The sequence below is a fragment of the Streptomyces sp. NPDC091209 genome, from assembly GCF_044757755.1.
Lineage (GTDB): Bacteria > Actinomycetota > Actinomycetes > Streptomycetales > Streptomycetaceae > Streptomyces.
Genome location: NZ_JBIVVR010000007.1, coordinates 353,304 through 373,331 on the forward strand (window position 1 = coordinate 353,304; position 20,028 = coordinate 373,331).

19 protein-coding genes and 1 tRNA gene are annotated in these 20,028 nt (G+C 71.0%); 16 read left to right on the top strand and 4 right to left on the bottom strand.

What is annotated here, in order from left to right; genetic code table 11:
• The first annotated feature begins 111 nt into the window (after positions 1-111).
• Both ACIQRL_RS22525 and ACIQRL_RS22530 read left to right on the top strand, forming a co-directional pair.
• On the top strand, positions 112-558 hold the full coding sequence (locus tag ACIQRL_RS22525) for an SRPBCC family protein (RefSeq protein WP_401334090.1): 447 nt from the start codon (positions 112-114) through the stop codon (positions 556-558).
• A gap of 39 nt (positions 559-597) precedes the next feature.
• Positions 598-669: transfer RNA gene (locus ACIQRL_RS22530), tRNA-Val, on the top strand.
• Positions 670-735: 66 nt separating this feature from the next.
• Here the strand turns inward: ACIQRL_RS22530 and ACIQRL_RS22535 are convergent.
• On the bottom strand, positions 736-1,461 hold the full coding sequence (locus ACIQRL_RS22535; RefSeq protein ID WP_355839606.1) for a 3'-5' exonuclease: 726 nt from the start codon (positions 1,459-1,461) through the stop codon (positions 736-738).
• A 170-nt stretch (positions 1,462-1,631) separates the two neighbouring features.
• Here ACIQRL_RS22535 and ACIQRL_RS22540 point away from each other — a divergent pair, with 170 nt between their 5' ends.
• The 3 genes from ACIQRL_RS22540 (at position 1,632) to thrS (ending at position 5,546) form a co-directional block, all read left to right on the top strand.
• The gene (locus ACIQRL_RS22540; protein WP_037621207.1) at positions 1,632-2,198 is read left to right on the top strand and encodes a DUF4365 domain-containing protein; all 567 of its coding nucleotides are present in this window, start codon (positions 1,632-1,634) and stop codon (positions 2,196-2,198) included.
• Positions 2,195-3,412: a hypothetical protein gene (locus ACIQRL_RS22545; RefSeq protein WP_401334094.1), complete on the top strand. Its 1,218-nt coding sequence runs from the start codon at positions 2,195-2,197 to the stop codon at positions 3,410-3,412. Before ACIQRL_RS22540 ends, ACIQRL_RS22545 begins: the two co-directional genes overlap by 4 nt.
• 157 nt (positions 3,413-3,569) lie before the next feature.
• The gene (gene thrS / locus ACIQRL_RS22550; protein ID WP_401334097.1) at positions 3,570-5,546 is read left to right on the top strand and encodes a threonine--tRNA ligase; all 1,977 of its coding nucleotides are present in this window, start codon (positions 3,570-3,572) and stop codon (positions 5,544-5,546) included.
• 43 nt (positions 5,547-5,589) lie between these two features.
• Here thrS and ACIQRL_RS22555 read toward each other — a convergent pair whose 3' ends face one another.
• The gene (locus tag ACIQRL_RS22555) at positions 5,590-6,246 is read right to left on the bottom strand and encodes a potassium channel family protein (RefSeq protein WP_401334100.1); all 657 of its coding nucleotides are present in this window, start codon (positions 6,244-6,246) and stop codon (positions 5,590-5,592) included.
• Between the two features lie 67 nt (positions 6,247-6,313).
• Between ACIQRL_RS22555 and ACIQRL_RS22560 the strand changes: the two genes are divergently transcribed.
• Complete coding sequence (locus tag ACIQRL_RS22560; RefSeq protein WP_401334102.1) at positions 6,314-6,874, top strand: HIT family protein; 561 nt, start codon at positions 6,314-6,316, stop codon at positions 6,872-6,874.
• Positions 6,875-6,919: 45 nt separating this feature from the next.
• Here the strand turns inward: ACIQRL_RS22560 and ACIQRL_RS22565 are convergent, their stop codons facing one another.
• Together ACIQRL_RS22565 and ACIQRL_RS22570 are read right to left on the bottom strand one after the other, a co-directional pair.
• Positions 6,920-8,587: a hypothetical protein gene (locus ACIQRL_RS22565; RefSeq protein WP_401334105.1), complete on the bottom strand. Its 1,668-nt coding sequence runs from the start codon at positions 8,585-8,587 to the stop codon at positions 6,920-6,922.
• A gap of 170 nt (positions 8,588-8,757) precedes the next feature.
• The gene (locus ACIQRL_RS22570; protein WP_401334108.1) at positions 8,758-10,953 is read right to left on the bottom strand and encodes an elongation factor G-like protein EF-G2; all 2,196 of its coding nucleotides are present in this window, start codon (positions 10,951-10,953) and stop codon (positions 8,758-8,760) included.
• 245 nt (positions 10,954-11,198) lie between these two features.
• On the opposite strand from ACIQRL_RS22570, the gene pgsA reads away from it, so the two are divergent.
• The 10 genes from pgsA to ruvB all read left to right on the top strand — a co-directional run bounded on the left by pgsA (position 11,199) and on the right by ruvB (position 20,012).
• On the top strand, positions 11,199-11,921 hold the full coding sequence (pgsA, locus tag ACIQRL_RS22575; protein ID WP_401334479.1) for a phosphatidylinositol phosphate synthase: 723 nt from the start codon (positions 11,199-11,201) through the stop codon (positions 11,919-11,921).
• A complete protein-coding gene (locus ACIQRL_RS22580; protein WP_401334111.1) occupies positions 11,918-12,868 on the top strand; it encodes a phosphatidylinositol mannoside acyltransferase in 951 nt (316 codons plus the stop codon). The genes pgsA and ACIQRL_RS22580 overlap by 4 nt, the downstream gene beginning before the upstream one ends.
• On the top strand, positions 12,865-14,025 hold the full coding sequence (locus ACIQRL_RS22585; protein WP_401334114.1) for a glycosyltransferase family 4 protein: 1,161 nt from the start codon (positions 12,865-12,867) through the stop codon (positions 14,023-14,025). The genes ACIQRL_RS22580 and ACIQRL_RS22585 overlap by 4 nt, the downstream gene beginning before the upstream one ends.
• A gap of 398 nt (positions 14,026-14,423) precedes the next feature.
• A complete protein-coding gene (locus ACIQRL_RS22590) occupies positions 14,424-14,969 on the top strand; it encodes a hypothetical protein (RefSeq protein WP_329298629.1) in 546 nt (181 codons plus the stop codon).
• A gap of 144 nt (positions 14,970-15,113) precedes the next feature.
• Entirely contained in the window at positions 15,114-16,037 is a 924-nt protein-coding gene (gene pdxS / locus ACIQRL_RS22595; protein WP_401334117.1) for a pyridoxal 5'-phosphate synthase lyase subunit PdxS, read from the top strand.
• Between the two features lie 4 nt (positions 16,038-16,041).
• Positions 16,042-16,647 (top strand): pyridoxal 5'-phosphate synthase glutaminase subunit PdxT, encoded by a 606-nt coding sequence (gene pdxT / locus ACIQRL_RS22600; protein WP_382788870.1) that lies wholly within the window; start codon positions 16,042-16,044, stop codon positions 16,645-16,647.
• A 74-nt stretch (positions 16,648-16,721) separates the two neighbouring features.
• Entirely contained in the window at positions 16,722-17,474 is a 753-nt protein-coding gene (locus ACIQRL_RS22605; protein WP_328556626.1) for a YebC/PmpR family DNA-binding transcriptional regulator, read from the top strand.
• Positions 17,475-17,615: 141 nt separating this feature from the next.
• Positions 17,616-18,212 (top strand): crossover junction endodeoxyribonuclease RuvC, encoded by a 597-nt coding sequence (gene ruvC / locus ACIQRL_RS22610; protein ID WP_401334121.1) that lies wholly within the window; start codon positions 17,616-17,618, stop codon positions 18,210-18,212.
• On the top strand, positions 18,209-18,820 hold the full coding sequence (gene ruvA, locus ACIQRL_RS22615; RefSeq protein ID WP_401334124.1) for a Holliday junction branch migration protein RuvA: 612 nt from the start codon (positions 18,209-18,211) through the stop codon (positions 18,818-18,820). Before ruvC ends, ruvA begins: the two co-directional genes overlap by 4 nt.
• 97 nt (positions 18,821-18,917) lie before the next feature.
• A complete protein-coding gene (gene ruvB / locus ACIQRL_RS22620; protein WP_401334127.1) occupies positions 18,918-20,012 on the top strand; it encodes a Holliday junction branch migration DNA helicase RuvB in 1,095 nt (364 codons plus the stop codon).
• Positions 20,013-20,028: the final 16 nt, after the last annotated feature.

Below are 20,028 nucleotides of genomic sequence, written 5' to 3' on the forward strand. Positions count from 1 at the left end.
GTGTGGTGCCGGTCACGCCCCCGGGCATGAGTGCGGGTACTCACGCCGTACTCAGATCGACACACGGGCAGGGGCCGGTACATCGGGCCCGCCGGTGGGCACACTCGGTCCATGGACTGGAGCCACTACCGCTTTCACACCGTGTGGGAACTGTCCGCGCCGCCTGCGGAGGTGTACACGGTCCTGGAGCAGGCCGAGAACTATCCGCTCTGGTGGCCCCAGGTGCGCGAGGTGATTCCCGTCGACGACCGGACCGGCGTCATCCGGATCCGCTCGGTCCTGCCGTACGACATCACCATCACCGCCCGCGCGGCGCGCCGGGACCCGGCGGCCGGCGTCCTGGAGATGGCGATGTCGGGCGACCTCGACGGCTGGGCGCGCTGGACCTTCGACGCGGCCGGCCCGGGAACCCGCGCCCGCTACGACCAGGAAGTGCACGTCACGACGCCGCTGCTGCGGCGGCTCGCCGTGCCGGGACGCCCCTTCTTCCGCGCCAACCACGCCCTGATGATGCGCGCGGGACGGCGTGGACTGAGGGCCCACCTCGAAGCGGTTTGAACCCCACCCGCCGGGACCTGTATTGTTCAGTCCGTTCCCGGGCGATTAGCTCAGTGGGAGAGCGCTTCGTTCACACCGAAGAGGTCACTGGTTCGAACCCAGTATCGCCCACCCGGAGAAGACCGGTCCGTCATCGACGGACCGGTTTTTCGTTGTTCTCGCCGGCATCGCGCCCGGTCAGGCCGCCGCCGGCAGGTCCGGGCGCAGCGGCCACGCCGGATCCACCGCCTCCGGTGTACCGCTGCGCGCGAACCAGGCCTGCAGCCCGCGCGCCTGGGCCGCGTGCCACACCGCCTGGAGCGTGTGCAGCTCGGACGGCGACAGCCGCTCCAGACGTGCCGAGAAACGGCGCCCCACCGCACGGACGACCTCCATCGAGGCCAGTGCGTCGGCCGCCGCGTCGTGCGCGCCCTCCAGCACCACGTCGTAGTGCGCGCACAGGTCCGTCAAGGTGCGGCGGCCCTTGCGGTAGCGGTCCAGATGCTTGTCGAGGACGCGGGGATCGAGCACGCGCAGCGAAGTCGACTCGAACCAGTGGTCGAGGGACGAGGCACGATGCCTGCGCAACTCCCGGTCCAGCAGCGTCAGATCGAAGGGTGCGTTCATCACCACCAGCGGCCGGCCGGCCGCGGCCTGTTCACTCAGCTCCCGGGCTATCTCCTCCATCACGGGCGACGGCCAGCGGCCGTTGCGCTGCAGATGTTCGTCCGTGAGCCCGTGCACCGCCGTCGCCCCAGCGGGCACCGGCACTCCCGGGTTCACCAGCCATCGGGTCACCCGCGGACGGGAACCCGGGGCGTCCTGGACGACGACGGCGGCCGACACGATCCTGTCGGTCTCGACGTCCACGCCCGTGGTCTCCGTGTCGAACGCGGCCAAAGGGCCCTCGTACCAGCACGTCATACGTACACAACTCCTCGTTCACCCACGGCAGCTGACGCACCGTCTTCTGCCTGTTTGGTGATACCCGGGCTGTTTGCGCCGTACGCCGGAAGGAGACAACAGAGGTACGGGTCTTTGCAGTTCAGCGACCCGTCGCGGGGATACATCAAGCCTGGAAGGCTGTTGGACTCATGGCACTCGCGCAGCCCGAACGGGGCGGGCTGCTGCCCCAGCGGACGGCACCCCATCGCGGATCGCTCGCCACCACCGCCTGCATGGAGACCTTGCAGGTCGGCTACCTGCACGCCGTCGCGGCGGCCGCGGGCTGTTCACTGTCCCAGCCGTTTCCCGACAACGGCATCGACTGGCACGTCAGCCACAGCGCCCCCGGGCACACGGTCGACGACGAAGTCACCATCAAGGTGCAGCTCAAGTGCACGTACCAGATCCCGCCGAACCCTCCGGGGCCCGCCTTCTCCTTCACGCTCGACAACGAGCACCTGGCGAAGCTCGCGCGCACCCCGGTCTCGGTGCACAAGATCCTGGTCGTGATGCTCGTGCCCAGATCCCAGGACGACTGGCTGCGCGCCAGCCACGACCGGCTCGACCTGCGGCACTGCTGCTACTGGATCAACCTCGCCGGGCACGCCATCACGGGCCGGCGCCGGACCACCGTCCGCATTCCGACGGCGCGGATCTTCGACGACCGGGCCCTCTGCGAGATCATGACGAGGGTCGGGACGGGAGGCAGACCATGACACACCGCCCCATCGACGAGGTACTGCGGCCGGTCAGGCCGCACCCCGCCGAAGCGTTCTGGAACGATCCGCCCACGCCCGACCGGGTCGACCCCGTCGTCTTCGGCGCGCTGCTGCGACGGCACGGCTGGCAGCGCCGTGGGGGAGCGGCCGGACGGTACGGCCGATGGACCCCACCGGGGCCCGGGGGCGGCGGCACCAGTCTGCTGGTGCCGGAGAACCGGGCCTTCCCCGACAGCGACGACCTCCTCGGTGAGGCGCTCGTCGCGCTCGCCCGCAGCGGATCACCGTCCGCCCGCGACGTACTCGTCGGCCTCGCCGTGCCCAGCGACGAGATCCGCTGGTGGCGGGACGTGCCCACCGGCCCCGTCGGCGCCGCGCCCTGGACCGTCGAGGAGCAGTTGCGCGGGGCCGCCCGCCAGATGCTGCTCGCCGGCTCGCTCGCCACCCGCGCGCGGGCCGGCTACTACGGCGCCCGCCACCGCAGGTCCGCCGCCGCCTCCCTGGAGAACGTGCTGGTCGGCGCGGAACCCGGCGGCCGCGGCCTCACCGCCTTCGTGCCCGTCAGCACCGGCCGGCCGCTCGCCGTACGCCTGCACGAGGCGCTGTGCGCCGCCCGCGAGGCCATCGACTACCAGCGGGCCACCGGCGGCATGGACGCCTTCGACGCGGCCGTCGAGGCGGGCGTCAGCCATGAACTGATGGAAGCCCTGGTGGCCCTCGTCCGGGGCACCGAGGGCGCCCGGATCACCGTCGAGTGGTCGCCCGCCGCGGGCGTCCCCGAGGGCGGCGCGAACCCCGCCGAGCCCGTCGAGTTCTCGCCCGGCGACCTGCCGGTGCTGCGCGAGGCCGGGGCCCGCTATCTGCGCGAGGAGCCGTCCGTGCCCGTGCGGATCACCGGCGCCGTGGTCCGGATGCGCAGGTCGGGCCCGCGCGGGGAGGGCACCGTACGGCTGCGGGTCATCGCGGGCGCCGAGGTCCCGCACGTCCGGATGACCCTGGACGAGGAGGCGTACCGGATAGCGGGCCAGGCCCATCTGGTCGGGCTGCCGGTGCGGGTGCACGGGCGGCTGGAGAGCCGCGGCGGATTCCGCAGGCTCACGGACGCCTCCGGCGTCGTCCCCGTACAGGTGGACGAAGCCGAGCGGGACCGGCTGATGAAGTCGCTCCAGGAGAACCTGGACTTCTTCGAGGAGGCCTGCAGCGAGGACTGAGGCGCGCGTACGGGGAGGACCAGGGCGCGCTCGTGGCACGACCGGGGCGCACTGTCCACAACCGTTTCGCGGAGGGGACCCCGGGCTCGGTAGGATTCGGGGCATTGCCATGCCATGTCGTATGTGGTGTGGAGTCGCCTTCAGTCAGGAGAGTCCGGTGTCAGACGTCCGTGTGATCATCCAACGCGATTCCGAGCGGGAAGAGCGCGTGGTGACGACGGGCACTACGGCCGCCGACCTCTTCACCGGCGAGCGCACCATCGTCGCGGCCCGCGTGGCCGGCGAGCTGAGGGACCTCGCGTACGAGGTGCAGGACGGCGAGGAGGTCGAGCCCGTCGAGATCTCCTCCGAGGACGGCCTGAACATCCTGCGCCACTCCACCGCGCACGTGATGGCCCAGGCCGTGCAGGAGCTCTTCCCCGACGCCAAGCTGGGCATCGGCCCGCCGGTCAAGGACGGCTTCTACTACGACTTCGACGTCGAGAAGCCCTTCACCCCCGAGGACCTCAAGGCCGTCGAGAAGAAGATGCAGGAGATCCAGAAGCGCGGGCAGCGCTTCTCCCGCCGCGTCGTCACCGACGAGGACGCCCGCGAGGAGCTGGCGGCGGAGCCGTACAAGCTGGAGCTCATCAGCATCAAGGGCCCCGCGTCCTCGGACGACGGCGCGAACGTCGAGGTGGGCGGCGGCGAGCTGACCATCTACGACAACCTCGACGCCAAGACCGGCGAGCTGTGCTGGAAGGACCTCTGCCGCGGTCCCCACCTGCCCACCACCCGCAACATCCCGGCGTTCAAGCTCATGCGCAACGCCGCCGCGTACTGGCGCGGCAGCGAGAAGAACCCCATGCTCCAGCGCATCTACGGCACCGCCTGGCCCTCCAAGGAGGAGCTGAAGGCCCACCTCGACTTCCTCGCCGAGGCCGAGAAGCGCGACCACCGCAAGCTGGGCAACGAGCTGGACCTGTTCTCCATCCCGGACCAGATCGGCTCCGGCCTCGCCGTCTTCCACCCCAAGGGCGGCATCATCCGCCGGGTCATGGAGGACTACTCGCGCCGCCGGCACGAGGAGGAGGGCTACGAGTTCGTCTACACCCCGCACGCCACCAAGGGGAAGCTCTTCGAGACCTCGGGCCACCTGGACTGGTACGCCGACGGCATGTACCCGCCCATGCAGCTCGACGAGGGCGTGGACTACTACCTCAAGCCCATGAACTGCCCGATGCACAACCTGATCTTCGACGCGCGCGGCCGTTCGTACCGTGAACTGCCGCTGCGCCTCTTCGAGTTCGGCACCGTGTACCGGTACGAGAAGTCGGGCGTCGTGCACGGCCTGACCCGCGCCCGGGGTTTCACGCAGGACGACGCGCACATCTACTGCACCAAGGAGCAGATGGCGGAGGAGCTCGACAAGACGCTCACCTTCGTCCTGAACCTGCTGCGCGACTACGGCCTCACCGACTTCTACCTGGAGCTGTCCACCAAGGACCCGGAGAAGTTCGTCGGCTCGGACGAGGTCTGGGAAGAGGCCACCGAGACGCTGCGCCAGGTCGCCGAGAAGCAGGGCCTCCCGCTGGTCCCGGACCCGGGCGGTGCCGCCTTCTACGGTCCGAAGATCTCCGTGCAGGCCAAGGACGCCATCGGCCGCACCTGGCAGATGTCGACCGTGCAGCTCGACTTCAACCTGCCCGAGCGCTTCGACCTGGAGTACACCGGTCCCGACGGCTCCAAGCAGCGCCCGGTCATGATCCACCGCGCGCTCTTCGGCTCCATCGAGCGGTTCTTCGCCGTGCTCCTGGAGCACTACGCGGGCGCGTTCCCGGCCTGGCTGGCGCCCGTCCAGGCGATCGGCATCCCGATCGGCGACGCGCACGTGGAGTACCTCCAGAAGTTCGCCGCGGAGGCCCGCAAGAAGGGTCTGCGCGTCGAGGTCGACGCGTCCTCGGACCGTATGCAGAAGAAGATCAGGAACGCGCAGAAGCAGAAGGTGCCCTTCATGGTCATCGCGGGCGACGAGGACATGACGGCCGGCGCCGTCTCCTTCCGCTACCGCGACGGCTCCCAGGAGAACGGCATCCCCCTCGACGAGGCCATCGCCAAGATCGCGAAGGTCGTCGAGGAGCGCGCGCAGGTCTGATCGGCAGGCCTTGCCGGCTCATGACACGAAGCCCCCGGGAAGCTCAGCGCCCCGGGGGCTTCTCGTCGCCCTCGCGCGAGAACACCTGCAGCAGCCACGAGGAGAACGACCCCGTCACCGCGCCGAGCAGTGCCAGACCGCACACCATCATGGCGACCGCGATCACGCGCCCCCTCGGTGTCACCGGCGTCACGTCCCCGTACCCGACCGTCGAGAGCGTGGAGGCGGCCCACCACAGCGAGTCGCCGAACGTGACGATCGTCGCGTGCGGTGCCTGGTACTCCGCCTGGTAGACCGCGAGGGAACCCGAGAAGCCGAGCAGCAGGACCGCGATGCCCGCGTAGCAGATCACCCGCGCGTACAGCGGGAGCCGTGGCTCTCCACGGCGCCGCAGCACGGCGTCGTAGAGCTTGACGACCCGCAGGGGACGCAGGAGGGGCAGGACGAGCACCACGGTGTCCAGCAGGTGACGGTGAACGAACCGTGGGCCCTGTCCGCTCAGCCGCCACAGCACCAGGTAGTCGACGAGGAACGCCGTCCAGGTGATCGCGATCACCGTGAGGCAGACATCCCGTCCGCCCTGGGGCAGACCGTGTGCCAGCACATGGACCGCGTACGCGGCGAGGAACAGCAGCGACGCGACCCCCAGCGGTACCTCGGTGCGCTGCTCCCAGCGGGTCATCGGGCTGTCGTCGTCCATGGCCACAGCTTCGCCGGAGGCCCCGTTGCCCGGCACCCGCCGACACGCCGCGAACGGGCGAAGCAATATGCTGCAACACATGACGAGTGAGCCGGAGCAGCAGATCGGAGTGGGAACGCGGGACGCGTTCCAGCGCCTTTGGACGCCCCACCGGATGGCCTACATCCAGGGCGAGAACAAGCCCACCGGTCCGGGGGCCGAAGACGGCTGTCCCTTCTGCTCGATTCCGGCCAAGTCCGACGAGGACGGGCTGATCGTGAGGCGCGGCGAGCAGGTGTACGCGGTGCTCAACCTGTACCCGTACAACGGCGGGCACCTGATGGTCGTGCCCTACCGGCACGTCGCCGACTACACGGACCTCACCGGGCCGGAGACCGCCGAACTCGGTGAGCTGACGAAGCAGGCCATGACCGCCCTGCGCACGGCCTCCGGCGCCCATGGCTTCAACATCGGCATGAACCAGGGCACGGTCGCGGGCGCCGGCATCGCCGCCCATCTGCACCAGCACATCGTGCCCCGCTGGGGCGGCGACACCAACTTCATGCCGGTCGTCGGCCACACCAAGGTCCTGCCCCAACTCCTCGCGGACACCCGCAAGATGCTGGCGGAGGCCTGGCCCACCGCGTAGTCCGGTCCGGGGCGCCCCCGCGGGGCCGCCCCGTCCACCGCGGGGCTACGCGTCGTACAGGTCGGCCTTGCGCGGCGAGGCGTCCTGCACCGACGTGCTGAGGAACGCCGAGCGGTTGCCGAACTTCTCCGTGTCGACGCCGTTCTCATCGAGCACCTTGAGCGCCGCCGTGTGCACCACGCGCAGCACGGGCGTCGCGGCCCGCAGCGCGTCGTCCGCCATGAAACGGTGCCGCCACGGCTGATCGGCCCACGCGTGCCGCAGCCCGAACGGCTCGGGCAGCGCCAGACTCCCGCCGATCCAGTTCAGCAGCGGCGGATACCAGGTGAGCGGCGCCCTCGCCGCCAGCCGTACGACCTCGTCGGCGGTGACCAGCGGGAGGCTCACCTTGCGGGTCTCCCAGAACTTGACGGCCTTCGCGACCTCTTTGGTCGGCGCCTCCGGCTTGCTGGTGAACAGCGGGTTCACCGGCCCCAGCGCGTGCCCGGTCACCTCGATGCGCAGCGTCTGGTGCAGGACGGTCACCGTGATCATCATGGTGATGATCAACTGGCCGTCCCAGAGCGTCCATTGGACGCCGAGGTAGTGCCGGTCGCCGCTGCCGAACTGCTGCTTGTTGCAGATGTCCTGCACGGCGTGCGTCTTGATCGTGTAGGCGTCCACGTCCGTGCCGCCCGGCCGGGACACCGCCTTCGCGTTCTCGCCGATCGGCGTGACGATCCAGTGCTTTATCGAAGGCGCAGGAAAACCACCGGTGTTGAGCGGACCGCGCTCCAGCATGCGCAACTGGTCGTGGATGTTGCGGATGACGTCCCAGCTGCGGAACGGGTGTATCTCCTTCTTCGCGTCCCGCGCCACCAGGTCCTCGGCGAGCTGCCAGCTGCCCCAGCGGGTGCCCATGCCGAGTATGCCCTTGGGGCCCGCGTAGAAGACCGAGTTGGACTGCTGCTCCGCGGTGAGCCGGGCGAGCGCCTGCCGCAGCCGCTCCGCCGCCGTCTCCCCGGGGCTGCCGGGGACCGCCTCGGGAATCTTGGCGCCGATGCCGCCGCCCGACAGCAGGTTGTCCCAGCGCGCCCGCAGATCCTTGGCGGTGCGCTCGCAGATCTGCTTCGCCCACAGCCAGCCGACGACGGGCAGGACCACCGAGGCGCGCGCGTACCAGGCCCAGAAGCCCGTGAACGGCATGCGGACGAGGAAGAGGACGGCCAGCGCGCCGACGGCGATCAGGAGTGTCGTGCCGAGCGCGGAACCGCGCTTGTCCGCGCGCTTGGCGATCTGCGTCCTGATCTGGAAGACCAGCAGCCACACCAGCAGTCCGGGCAGGAACAGCAGCCCGCACAGCACCATGACGGCCGACAGCCAGTTGTCGCGGTCCCGGCGGATGTTGGTCGCCGCGAGGCAGTGCTCCACGATGACCTGCGGCTCGGTGCCGAAGGACTGGATGAGCGGAGCGCGGCCCGCGCCCAGCATGCGGGCGGTGACGGCCCCCGAGAAGGCCTCGCCGAGATTCGGCGCGAACAGCTTGATCCGTCCGGCCTTGACGGTGGACTGGTGCCATTCGTTGTCGGCCTTGAGGATCTCCTCCACCGGACTGTCGCGGTACGCCGCCGAGGCCAGCGCGAAGGTCGCCGCCGTCTGCCCCGCGGTGCCCGTGAGCGGCACTTGCGCCCCGGGAGTGAAATCGAAACCGTCGAACGCCACTTCCGCCCCCATCGCCGCCGCACCCGCTCCTGCGGCTTTCCCGACTTCGGTGTCCCGCACACCTGTTGATCAGGTCTTCGTCTTGATCAGGTTCCCAGGGTATCGGCCGCGGCCGACATTCGTCGGCGGACGGTGGAAGCCGCCCACCGACGGATGAAGTCCCCGGTCGGACTCCCCAACCTTCAGGCGCCCGGGTCCTGTTCGCGGAGCCGCTCGGCGATCTGCTGCGGCATGGGCTCGTGCCGCGCGTACCGCCGGTCGAAGCGCGCGGTGCCGTGCGAGATGGACCGCAGATCCACGGCGTACCGTCCGATCTCGATCTCCGGCACCTCGGCTCGTACGAGCGTGCGCCCGCCGCCCGCCTGCTCGGTCCCGACGACCCGGCCGCGCCGTCCCGACAGGTCGCTCATCACCGCCCCCACGTAGTCGTCGCCGACCAGGACGCTCACCTCGGCCACCGGCTCCAGGAGATGGATCTTCGCGTCGCGGGCCGCCTCGCGCAGCGCGAGCGCGCCCGCCGTCTGGAACGCGGCGTCGGAGGAGTCCACCGAGTGCGCCTTGCCGTCGAGCAGGGTGACCCGAACGTCGATGAGCGGATAGCCCGCGGCCACGCCCTTGGCGGCCTGGGCGCGCACACCCTTCTCGACGGAGGGGATGAACTGCCGGGGAACCGCGCCGCCGACGACCTTGTCGACGAACTCGATGCCCGAGCCGCCGGGCAGCGGGTCGACCTCGATCTCGCAGATCGCGAACTGGCCGTGCCCGCCGGACTGCTTCACATGGCGACCGCGCCCGGTGGACGGTCCCGCGAACGTCTCGCGCAGGGAGACCTTGTGCGGGACCACGTCGACCTGCACGCCGTACCGGTTGCGCAGCCGTTCCAGGGCGACGTCCGCGTGCGCCTCGCCCAGGCACCAGAGCACGACCTGATGGGTGTTCTGGTTCTGTTCCAGGCGCATCGTGGGGTCCTCGGCCACCAGCCGGCCGAGCCCCTGGGAGAGCTTGTCCTCGTCCGCCTTGCTGTGCGCCTCGATGGCGAGCGGGAGCAGCGGGTCGGGCATCCGCCACGGCTCCATGAGCAGCGGGTCGTCCTTGGCCGAAAGGGTGTCTCCCGTCTCGGCGCGGTTCAGCTTGGCCACGCTGGCGAGGTCGCCCGCGATGCAGTGCGTGAGGGCGCGCTGCTGCTTGCCGAAGGGCGCGGAGAGGGCGCCGACGCGCTCGTCGACGTCGTGGTCCTCGTGTCCGCGGTCGGTCAGCCCGTGCCCGGAGACGTGCACCGTTTCGTCGGGGCGCAGGGTTCCGGAGAAGACCCGGACCAGGGAGACCCGTCCCACGTACGGGTCGGACGCGGTCTTCACGACCTCCGCGACCAACGGCCCGTCCGGGTCGCACGCCTTCACCTCGCGCGCGGCGCCGTCCGGTGTGGTCACCGCGGGCGCCGGGCGCTCCAGCGGGGTGGGGAAGCCGCCCGTGATCAGTTCGAGGAGCTCGACCGTGCCGAGCCCCTGCCGGGCTCCGTCGGCGGCGGGAGCCGCGGCCAGCACGGGGAAGAAGCTCCCGCGCGCCACGGCCCGTTCCAGGTCCTGCACGAGTGTCTCGAGGTCGATCTCCTCGCCGCCGAGATAGCGGTCCATGAGGGTCTCGTCCTCGCTCTCGGCGATGATCCCCTCGATCAGCCGGTTGCGGGCGGCCTCGATGAGCGGCTGCTGCTCGGGTCCCGGCTCGGCCTCCTTGCGCTCCCCCGAGGAGTAGTCGAACAGCCGCTGCGTGAGCAGTCCGATCAGACCGGTCACGGGGGCGTGCCCGTCCGGCGCCTCCGCGCCGTGCAACGGCAGGTACAGCGGCAGTACGGCGTCGGGGTCGTCCCCGCCGAACGCCTCCGCGCAGGTCCGGGTCATCCCCTCGAAGTCCGAGCGGGCCGATTCCAGATGGGTGACCACGATGGCCCGGGGCATGCCGACGGCCGCGCACTCCTCCCACAGCATCCGGGTCGCGCCGTCCACCCCGTCCGAGGCCGAGACGACGAAGAGGGCCGCGTCCGCCGCTCGCAGACCGGCCCTCAGTTCCCCGACGAAATCGGCGTACCCGGGGGTGTCCAAAATGTTGATCTTGTATCCGTCCCAGTCGACGGGTACCAGGGAGAGCTGCACCGAACGCTGCTGCCGGTGCTCGATCTCGTCGTAGTCGGAGACGGTGCCGCCGTCCTCCACGCGGCCCGCCCGGTTCACCGCTCCCGCCGTCAGCGCGAGAGCCTCCACCAATGTCGTCTTGCCCGATCCGCTGTGGCCGACCAGCACCACATTCCGTACGGACGCGGGGTGGTCGGCCGCCGTAGCCCTGCCGGCGGCTCCGGGGTGTGCGTTCGCCTTGTCGCCCATGGCCTTGCCTCCCGTGCACGGTGAGGTCTCTGTGGGCGCGGGACATACCGAGGCCTTCCCCAGACTCCGTCCGGGGGCACCCCCAACGGTGGCGGCTCCGGTGACGCCCGCGGTGTATTCGAGCTTTGCACTCGCGTCATGGTGCGTCCATACGGTGGACGCGATCTCGCCGTGACACCGGCGGCATCGGGTCGTGACACGGGGTGCGGGTGCCCGACCATCGCACAAGCGCACGCGTGACTACGATGGGCCAGCCGACGGCCAGCAGGGGCCGTCCGGCGACACCGACCCTCGGGAAGGCCATGCTGAACAAGTACGCGCGTGCATTCTTCACGCGTGTCCTCACACCGTTCGCCGCGTTTCTCATCCGCCGGGGGGTAAGCCCCGACACGGTCACCCTCCTGGGCACGGCCGGAGTCATGGCGGGCGCGCTGGTCTTCTACCCCCGGGGAGAGTTCTTCTGGGGAACGATCGTCATCACGCTCTTCGTGTTCTCCGACCTGGTCGACGGGAACATGGCGCGCCAGCTCGGCCGCTCCAGCCGCTGGGGCGCCTTCCTGGACTCCACGCTCGACCGGGTCGCCGACGGCGCGATCTTCGGCGGCTTCGCGCTCTGGTACGCCGGCAACGGCGACGACAACGTGCTGTGCGCCGTCTCGATCTTCTGCCTCGCCAGCGGCCAGGTGGTGTCGTACACCAAGGCTCGCGGTGAGTCGATCGGTCTGCCGGTCGCGGTCAACGGTCTCGTCGAGCGCGCCGAACGCCTGGTGATCTCCCTGGTCGCGGCCGGTCTGGCGGGTCTGCACACGTTCGGTGTGCCCGGCGTCCAGGTGCTGCTGCCCATCGCGCTGTGGATCGTCGCCGTCGGCAGCCTCGTCACGCTGATCCAGCGCGTCGTCACCGTCCGCCGGGAGGCCGCCGAGGCGGACGCCGCGGTCGCCGCCCAGAACAGTGAGGCCACCTCGTGACCAGCCTCCGGGACAGGTTGGTCGACGGGGCCTACGCCCTCGGCTGGAGCACCGTCAAGAAGCTCCCCGAGCCGGTCGCCGTGCGCCTCGGCCGCACGATCGCCGACATCGCGTGGAAGAGGCGCGGCAAGGGGGTCCGGCGCCTGGAGGGCAACTACGCGCGCGTGGTGCCGGACGCGACACCCGAGCGGCTCGCCGAGCTCTCCCGGGCCGGCATGCGTTCGTACCTGCGCTACTGGATGGAGTCGTTCCGGCTTCCCGCTTGGAGCGAGGAGCGGGTGGCCAACGGGTTCGAGATCAAGGACGTGCACCGCCTCACCGACGGGATCGCCTCCGACCGGGGCGTCATCCTGGCCCTTCCGCACATGGCGAACTGGGACCTCGCGGGCGCCTGGGTCACCACCGGGCTGAAGACACCGTTCACGACCGTCGCCGAGCGCCTCAAGCCCGAATCGCTGTACGACCGTTTCGTCGCCTATCGCGAGGGTCTCGGCATGGAGGTCCTCCCGCACAGTGGCGGTGCCGCGTTCGCCACGCTGGCCCGGCGGCTGCGCGACGGCGGACTGATCTGCCTGGTCGCCGAACGGGACCTGTCCGCCTCGGGCGTCGAGGTGGAGTTCTTCGGCGAGGCGACCCGGATGCCCGCGGGACCGGCCCTGCTGGCCCAGCAGACCGGCGCCATCCTCCTGCCCGTGACCCTCTGGTACGACGACTCGCCCGTCATGCGGGGCCAGGTGCATCCGCCCGTCGAGGTCCCCGAATCAGGTACCCGTGCCGAAAAGACGTCTGTCATGACACAGGCGCTGGCCGACGCCTTCGCCACCGGCATCGCCGACCACCCGGAGGACTGGCACATGTTGCAGCGTTTGTGGCTGAAGGACCTCGACCCCGGGAAGGCTCCCGAAGAGGGGTCCGGCGCGCGGGATCCCGAGAAGAGGACCCCGTGAGGATCGGCATCGTCTGCCCGTACTCCTGGGACGTCCCGGGCGGCGTCCAGTTCCACATCCGCGACCTGGCCGAGCATCTCATCGGCCTGGGGCACGAGGTCTCCGTCCTCGCCCCCGCGGACGACGACACCCCCCTGCCGCCGTACGTCGTCTCGGCGGGCCGTGCGGTCCCGGTGCCGTACAACGGCTCGGTGGCGCGGCTGAACTTCGGCTTCCTGTCGGCGGCCCGGGTACGGCGCTGGCTGCACGACGGAACCTTCGACGTGATCCACATCCACGAGCCGACCTCGCCGTCGCTGGGCCTGCTCGCGTGCTGGGCGGCGCAGGGGCCCATCGTCGCCACCTTCCACACCTCCAACCCGCGCTCCCGGGCGATGGTCGCCGCGTACTCCATCCTCCAGGCAGCCCTGGAGAAGATCAGCGCGCGGATCGCCGTGAGCGAGTACGCCCGGCGCACCCTCGTCGAGCACCTCGGCGGTGACGCGGTCGTCATCCCGAACGGCGTCGACGTCGACTTCTTCGCCCGCGCCAAGCCCAAGCCCGAGTGGCAGGGCGACACCATCGGCTTCATCGGCCGCATCGACGAGCCCCGCAAGGGCCTGCCGGTGCTCATGAAGGCCCTGCCGAAGATCCTGGCCGAGCGCCCGCAGACGCGCCTGCTGGTCGCCGGACGCGGCGACGAGAAGGAGGCCGTGGAGTCGCTGCCCGCCGAGATGCGCGCGCGTGTCGAGTTCCTCGGCATGATCAGCGACGAGGACAAGGCCCGCTTCCTGCGCAGCATCGACCTCTACGTCGCGCCGAACACCGGCGGCGAGAGCTTCGGGATCATCCTGGTCGAGGCGATGTCCGCCGGAGCGCCGGTGCTCGCCGCGGATCTCGACGCGTTCGCCCAGGTCCTCGACCAGGGCTCCGCGGGTGAGCTGTTCGCCAACGAGGACGCGGACGACCTGGCGGCCGCCGCGGTGCGTCTGCTCGCCGACCCGGAGCGCCGGGCCGGCCTGCGCGAGCGGGGCAGCGCCCACGTACGGCGCTTCGACTGGTCGACGGTCGGCGCGGACATCCTGTCCGTGTACGAGACGGTCACCGACGGCGCGGCCGCGGTCGCCACGGACGAACGCACGGGCCTCCGCGCCCGCTTCGGCCTCGCCCGCGACTGAACGAGTCCGGCCTCCCGGACCGAACCGGCCCCACAGCGAACTCCCGTGCGGGGAAGGCGCCGCTGAGCCGAGAACGGCCTGAACACGATGGTTCGGCCCGCGTCGTCCGGGCGGTGGCTCCGCGGACGGCGCCGTTCGGTATGCCGCGCGTGCGCGCCGGACGGCGGGTCCGCGGTGATGCTCCCGCGTGCCCTGCCGGACGTGCCGAGCGCTCGCGCCGGGCTCCGGGAGCGGGGCCCGCGCGGCGGCTGCGGGCTCTGCCGCGTCCCCCGGCCGGGGCGGAGCCCGCGATGACGGCCCCGCCGGGGACGGGCCCGACTCCCCGCCCCGACGGGGCGGTTCACCTTGCGTACCGGCCCGGCGGGCCCGGCGCCGTCGCACGGGTAGCCTTGCCGCCCGTGACCGCAACCCTCATCTGGATCCTCGTCGGCCTCGTCGCGATCGGCCTCTACCTGAGCTGGACCGCCGGGCGCCTCGACCGGCTGCACGCCCGTATCGACGCCGCCCGCGCCGCCCTCGACGCGCAGCTGCTGCGCCGGGCCTCCGTGACCCAGGAACTGGCCACCTCCGGGGTGCTCGACCCGGCCGCCTCGATCGTGCTCTACGAAGCGGCGCACGCCGCCCGGCAGGCCGAGGAGGAGCAGCGCGAGGTGGCCGAGAGCGAGCTCAGCCAGGCCCTGCGGGCGGTGTTCGGGGAGACACAGCAGGTCGAGGCGGTCCGCGAGGTGCCCGGCGGCGAGGAGGCGGCCGGCGAGCTGGCCCAGGCCGTGCGCCGGGTGCCGATGGCCCGTCGCTTCCACAACGACGCCGTACGCGCCGCCCGCGCGCTGCGCCGCCACCGCAAGGTCCGCTGGTTCCGCCTCGCCGGCCACGCCCCGTTCCCGATGGCCTTCGAGATGGACGACGAGCCCCCGACGGCCCTGGCGGACCGCCCGACGACCTGATCCACAGGGGGAGGACGCGGGGTGTACCGGGGAGGGCGCGAACGAAAACGATCCACCGCCTCCCCATTGGCCCTTGCAGTGGACTGGTCACCTCGCGTTTCCTCGGAGCTGCAGAAATCCTCTTTCACCCAGTGAGGTCAACCCGTGTCCAGCACGCTCTCCAACTCCGCCCAGGCCGCTGAGAACACCGCGATCGGCACCGCACGCGTCAAGCGCGGCATGGCCGAGCAGCTCAAGGGCGGCGTGATCATGGACGTGGTCAACGCCGAGCAGGCGAAGATCGCCGAGGACGCCGGCGCCGTGGCCGTCATGGCCCTGGAGCGGGTCCCCGCCGACATCCGCAAGGACGGCGGCGTCGCCCGGATGTCGGACCCGAACATGATCGAGGAGATCATCGAAGCGGTCTCCATCCCGGTGATGGCCAAGTCCCGCATCGGCCACTTCGTCGAGGCCCAGGTCCTGCAGTCCCTCGGCGTCGACTACATCGACGAGTCCGAGGTCCTCACCCCGGCCGACGAGGTCAACCACTCCGACAAGTGGGCGTTCACCACCCCCTTCGTCTGTGGCGCCACCAACCTGGGCGAGGCCCTGCGCCGGATCGCCGAGGGCGCGGCCATGATCCGCTCCAAGGGCGAGGCCGGCACCGGCAACGTCGTCGAGGCCGTCCGCCACCTGCGCCAGATCAAGAACGAGATCGCCCGGCTGCGCGGCTTCGACAACAACGAGCTGTACGCCGCCGCCAAGGAGCTGCGCGCACCGTACGAGATCGTCAAGGAGGTCGCCGAGCTCGGCAAGCTCCCGGTCGTCCTGTTCTCCGCCGGTGGTGTCGCCACCCCCGCCGACGCCGCGCTCATGCGTCAGCTCGGCGCCGAGGGCGTCTTCGTCGGTTCCGGCATCTTCAAGTCCGGCGACCCGGCCAAGCGCGCCGCCGCCATCGTGAAGGCCACCACCTTCTACGACGACCCGAAGATCATCGCGGACGCGTCCCGCAACCTCGGCGAGGCCATGGTCGGCATCAACTGCGACACCCTCCCCGAGACCGAGCGCTACGCCAACCGCGGCTGGTAGTCACATGACCACTCCTGTGATCGGTGTCCTGGCTCTCCAGGGCGACGTACGGGAGCACCTCATCGCCCTGGCCGCGGCGGACGCCGTGGCCAGGCCGGTGCGGCGCCCCGAGGAACTCGCCGAGATCGACGGTCTCGTCATCCCCGGCGGAGAGTCCACCACCATCTCCAAGCTGGCCGTCCTCTTCGGAGTGATGGAGCCGCTGCGCGCGCGGGTCCGCGCCGGGATGCCCGTCTACGGCACCTGCGCCGGCATGATCATGCTCGCCGACAAGATCCTCGACCCGCGCTCGGGCCAGGAGACCATCGGCGGCATCGACATGATCGTGCGCCGTAACGCCTTCGGACGGCAGAACGAGTCCTTCGAGGCGGCGGTCGACGTCCGCGGCGTCGAGGGCGATCCCGTGGAGGGCGTCTTCATCCGTGCCCCCTGGGTCGAGTCCGTGGGCGCCGAGGCCGAGGTGCTCGCCGAGCACGGCGGCCACATCGTCGCCGTACGCCAGGGAAACGCGCTCGCCACGTCGTTCCACCCGGAGCTGACGGGCGACCACCGGGTTCACGGTTTGTTCGTCGACATGGTGCGCGCGAACCGGACACCGGCGTCCTTGTAGGATCTGTGGGGTCTTCCCAGGCTTCCGATGCCTGGGGGAGTCCGTAGGTTGGGTTACGCGAAGGAGACAGGCAGATGTCCGGCCACTCTAAATGGGCTACGACGAAGCACAAGAAGGCCGTGATCGACGCCAAGCGCGGCAAGCTCTTCGCGAAGATGATCAAGAACATCGAGGTCGCGGCCCGCACGGGCGGCGCCGACGTGTCCGGCAATCCGACGCTGTTCGACGCCATCCAGAAGGCCAAGAAGAGCTCGGTCCCGAACAAGAACATCGACTCCGCGGTCAAGCGCGGCGCCGGTCTCGAAGCCGGTGGCGCCGACTACGAGACGATCATGTACGAGGGCTACGGTCCGAACGGTGTCGCCGTGCTCATCGAGTGCCTCACCGACAACCGCAACCGCGCGGCCTCGGACGTCCGCGTCGCCATGACCCGCAACGGCGGGAACATGGCCGACCCCGGCTCCGTGTCGTACCTGTTCAACCGCAAGGGCGTCATCATCGTCCCCAAGGGTGAGCTGGCCGAGGACGACGTCCTCGGCGCCGTGCTCGACGCGGGCGCCGAAGAGGTCAACGACCTCGGCGAGTCCTTCGAGGTCCTGTCCGAGGCCACCGACCTGGTCGCGGTGCGCACCGCGCTCCAGGAGGCCGGCATCGACTACGACTCCGCCGACGCCAACTTCGTCCCGACCATGCAGGTCGAGCTCGACGAGGAGGGCGCCCGGAAGATCTTCAAGCTGATCGACGCCCTGGAGGACAGCGACGACGTGCAGAACGTCTTCGCCAACTTCGACGTCAGCGACGAGGTCATGGAGAAGGTCGACGCCTGATCGAGGGCTCGCACCGAGCGGCGGGGGGGGGGGGGGGGGCCCCCCCCCCCCCCCCCCGCCGCTCTGTCAGTGGCACCCGATAGCCTGCACGAACTGGGGATACCTCCCAGCGACGGCCGGTGAGATCGAAGGAGGGCCCGGGTGCGGGTGCTGGGTGTTGACCCCGGGTTGACCCGGTGCGGTGTCGGGGTGGTCGAGGGAGTCGCCGGGCGGCCCCTGACCATGCGCGGCGTCGGTGTCGTACGCACCCCCGCGGACGCCGAACTGGGCCTGCGGCTGGTCGCCATCGAGCAGGGCATCGAGCGCTGGCTCGACGAGTACGAACCCGAATACGTCGCCGTGGAGCGGGTGTTCAGCCAGCACAACGTCCGGACCGTGATGGGCACCGCCCAGGCCAGCGCCGTCGCCATGCTCTGCGCGGCCCGCCGCGGCATCCCCGTCGCGCTGCACACCCCGAGCGAGGTCAAGGCCGCCGTCACCGGCAACGGACGCGCGGACAAGGCCCAGGTCGGCGCGATGGTCACCCGCCTGCTGCGGCTCGCCGAACCGCCCAAGCCCGCCGACGCGGCGGACGCCCTCGCCCTCGCCATCTGTCACATCTGGCGCGCCCCCGCCCAGAGCAGACTCCGGCAGGCCGCCGCGCGGATCGGCCCCGACCGGGCCGTCGCGCAGAACAGACTCCAGCAGGCCGCAGCCGCGCACGCCTCGCACCAAGCATCGAAAGGCCGTACCGCATGATCGCCTTCGTCAGCGGCCCGGTCGCCGCCCTCGCCCCCGACTCCGCGGTGGTGGAGGTCGGCGGCATCGGCATCGCCGTCCAGTGCACGCCGGGCACGCTCGCCGGGCTCCGCACCGGACAGCAGGCCAAGCTCGCCACCTCCCTCGTCGTCCGCGAGGACTCGCTCACCCTCTACGGCTTCGCGGACGACGACGAGCGCCAGGTCTTCGAGCTGCTCCAGACCGCGAGCGGAGTCGGACCCCGGCTGGCTCAGGCGATGCTCGCCGTGCACACCCCGGACGCCCTGCGCCGCGCGGTGTCCAGCGGGGACGAGAAGGCGCTCATCGCCGTCCCCGGCATCGGCAAGAAGGGTGCTCAGAAGCTGCTCCTGGACCTCAAGGACCGGCTCGGCGAGCCCCTCGGCCCCGGTGGCCCGGCCATCGGAACGGCGGTCACCGCCGGCTGGCGCGAGCAGCTGCACGCCGCGCTCGTCGGTCTCGGGTACGCGACCCGCGAGGCCGACGAGGCGGTCTCCGCCGTCGCCCCGCAGGCCGAGGCCGCCGAGGGAACCCCGCAGGTCGGCCAGCTCCTCAGGGCCGCCCTGCAGACCCTGAACCGAGCACGCTGACCGGCCCCGGCCCCCGGGCCGGGCGCGCGCCCCGGTGCGGCCGGCGCCCGCCGCACCGCCGACCGCCCCACCACCACGAAACCGCGAGGCACCACCGATGAACTGGGACGACACGAGAGACGAAGCCGCCGACGAGCGGCTCGTCGGCGCCGCCGCGGAGCGGTTGGTGGGATCGGTCGCCGACGGCGAGGACCAGGCCGTCGAGGCCGCCCTGCGCCCCAAGGACCTCGACGAGTTCATCGGCCAGGAGAAGGTCCGCGAGCAGCTCGACCTGGTCCTGCGCGCCGCACGGGCGCGCGGGGCCACCGCCGACCACGTGCTCCTCTCCGGCGCTCCCGGGCTCGGCAAGACCACCCTCTCCATGATCATCGCGGCCGAGATGGGCGCCCCTATCCGCATCACCAGCGGCCCCGCCATCCAGCACGCCGGAGACCTCGCGGCGATCCTGTCCTCCCTCCAGGAGGGCGAGGTCCTGTTCCTCGACGAGATCCACCGCATGTCCCGGCCGGCCGAGGAGATGCTCTACATGGCGATGGAGGACTTCCGTGTCGACGTCATCGTCGGCAAGGGCCCCGGCGCCACCGCCATCCCGCTGGAACTGCCCCCGTTCACGCTGGTCGGCGCCACCACGCGCGCGGGACTGCTGCCACCGCCGCTGCGCGACCGCTTCGGCTTCACCGCGCACATGGAGTTCTACGAGCCCACCGAGCTGGAGCGCGTCATCCACCGCTCCGCCGGCCTCCTCGACGTCGAGATCGGCGCCGAGGGCGCCGCGGAGATCGCCGGCCGCTCCCGCGGCACGCCCCGCATCGCCAACCGCCTGCTGCGCCGCGTACGCGACTACGCGCAGGTCAGAGCGGACGGGATCGTCACCCGGGAGATCGCCGGGGCGGCACTGAAGGTGTACGAGGTCGACGCCCGGGGTCTGGACCGTCTCGACCGCGGTGTCCTCGAAGCCCTGATCAAGCTTTTCGGCGGCGGCCCTGTCGGATTGTCCACACTCGCTGTCGCTGTGGGGGAGGAGCGTGAGACGGTGGAAGAGGTCGCCGAGCCCTTCCTCGTACGAGAGGGACTCCTCGCCCGCACTCCCCGTGGCCGGGTGGCGACACCCGCGGCATGGGCACATCTCGGCCTCACGCCACCCCGCCGGTCAGCAGGCGGAAACGGACAAGAAGACCTGTTCGGGGCGTGACGGCGTGCGCACGTAC

Excerpts from the sequence above, each read along its gene's own strand:
- ACIQRL_RS22525 (WP_401334090.1), top strand. The coding sequence starts at position 112 with ATGGACTGGAGCCACTACCGCTTTCACACCGTGTGGGAACTGTCCGCG.
- ACIQRL_RS22535 (WP_355839606.1), bottom strand. The coding sequence starts at position 1,461 with ATGACGTGCTGGTACGAGGGCCCTTTGGCCGCGTTCGACACGGAGACC.
- ACIQRL_RS22540 (WP_037621207.1), top strand. The coding sequence starts at position 1,632 with ATGGCACTCGCGCAGCCCGAACGGGGCGGGCTGCTGCCCCAGCGGACG.
- ACIQRL_RS22545 (WP_401334094.1), top strand. The coding sequence starts at position 2,195 with ATGACACACCGCCCCATCGACGAGGTACTGCGGCCGGTCAGGCCGCAC.
- ACIQRL_RS22555 (WP_401334100.1), bottom strand. The coding sequence starts at position 6,246 with ATGGACGACGACAGCCCGATGACCCGCTGGGAGCAGCGCACCGAGGTA.
- ACIQRL_RS22560 (WP_401334102.1), top strand. The coding sequence starts at position 6,314 with ATGCTGCAACACATGACGAGTGAGCCGGAGCAGCAGATCGGAGTGGGA.
- ACIQRL_RS22565 (WP_401334105.1), bottom strand. The coding sequence starts at position 8,587 with ATGGGGGCGGAAGTGGCGTTCGACGGTTTCGATTTCACTCCCGGGGCG.
- ACIQRL_RS22570 (WP_401334108.1), bottom strand. The coding sequence starts at position 10,953 with ATGGGCGACAAGGCGAACGCACACCCCGGAGCCGCCGGCAGGGCTACG.
- pgsA (WP_401334479.1), top strand. The coding sequence starts at position 11,199 with ATGGGCCAGCCGACGGCCAGCAGGGGCCGTCCGGCGACACCGACCCTC.
- pdxT (WP_382788870.1), top strand. The coding sequence starts at position 16,042 with ATGACCACTCCTGTGATCGGTGTCCTGGCTCTCCAGGGCGACGTACGG.
- ACIQRL_RS22605 (WP_328556626.1), top strand. The coding sequence starts at position 16,722 with ATGTCCGGCCACTCTAAATGGGCTACGACGAAGCACAAGAAGGCCGTG.
- ruvA (WP_401334124.1), top strand. The coding sequence starts at position 18,209 with ATGATCGCCTTCGTCAGCGGCCCGGTCGCCGCCCTCGCCCCCGACTCC.
- ruvB (WP_401334127.1), top strand. The coding sequence starts at position 18,918 with ATGAACTGGGACGACACGAGAGACGAAGCCGCCGACGAGCGGCTCGTC.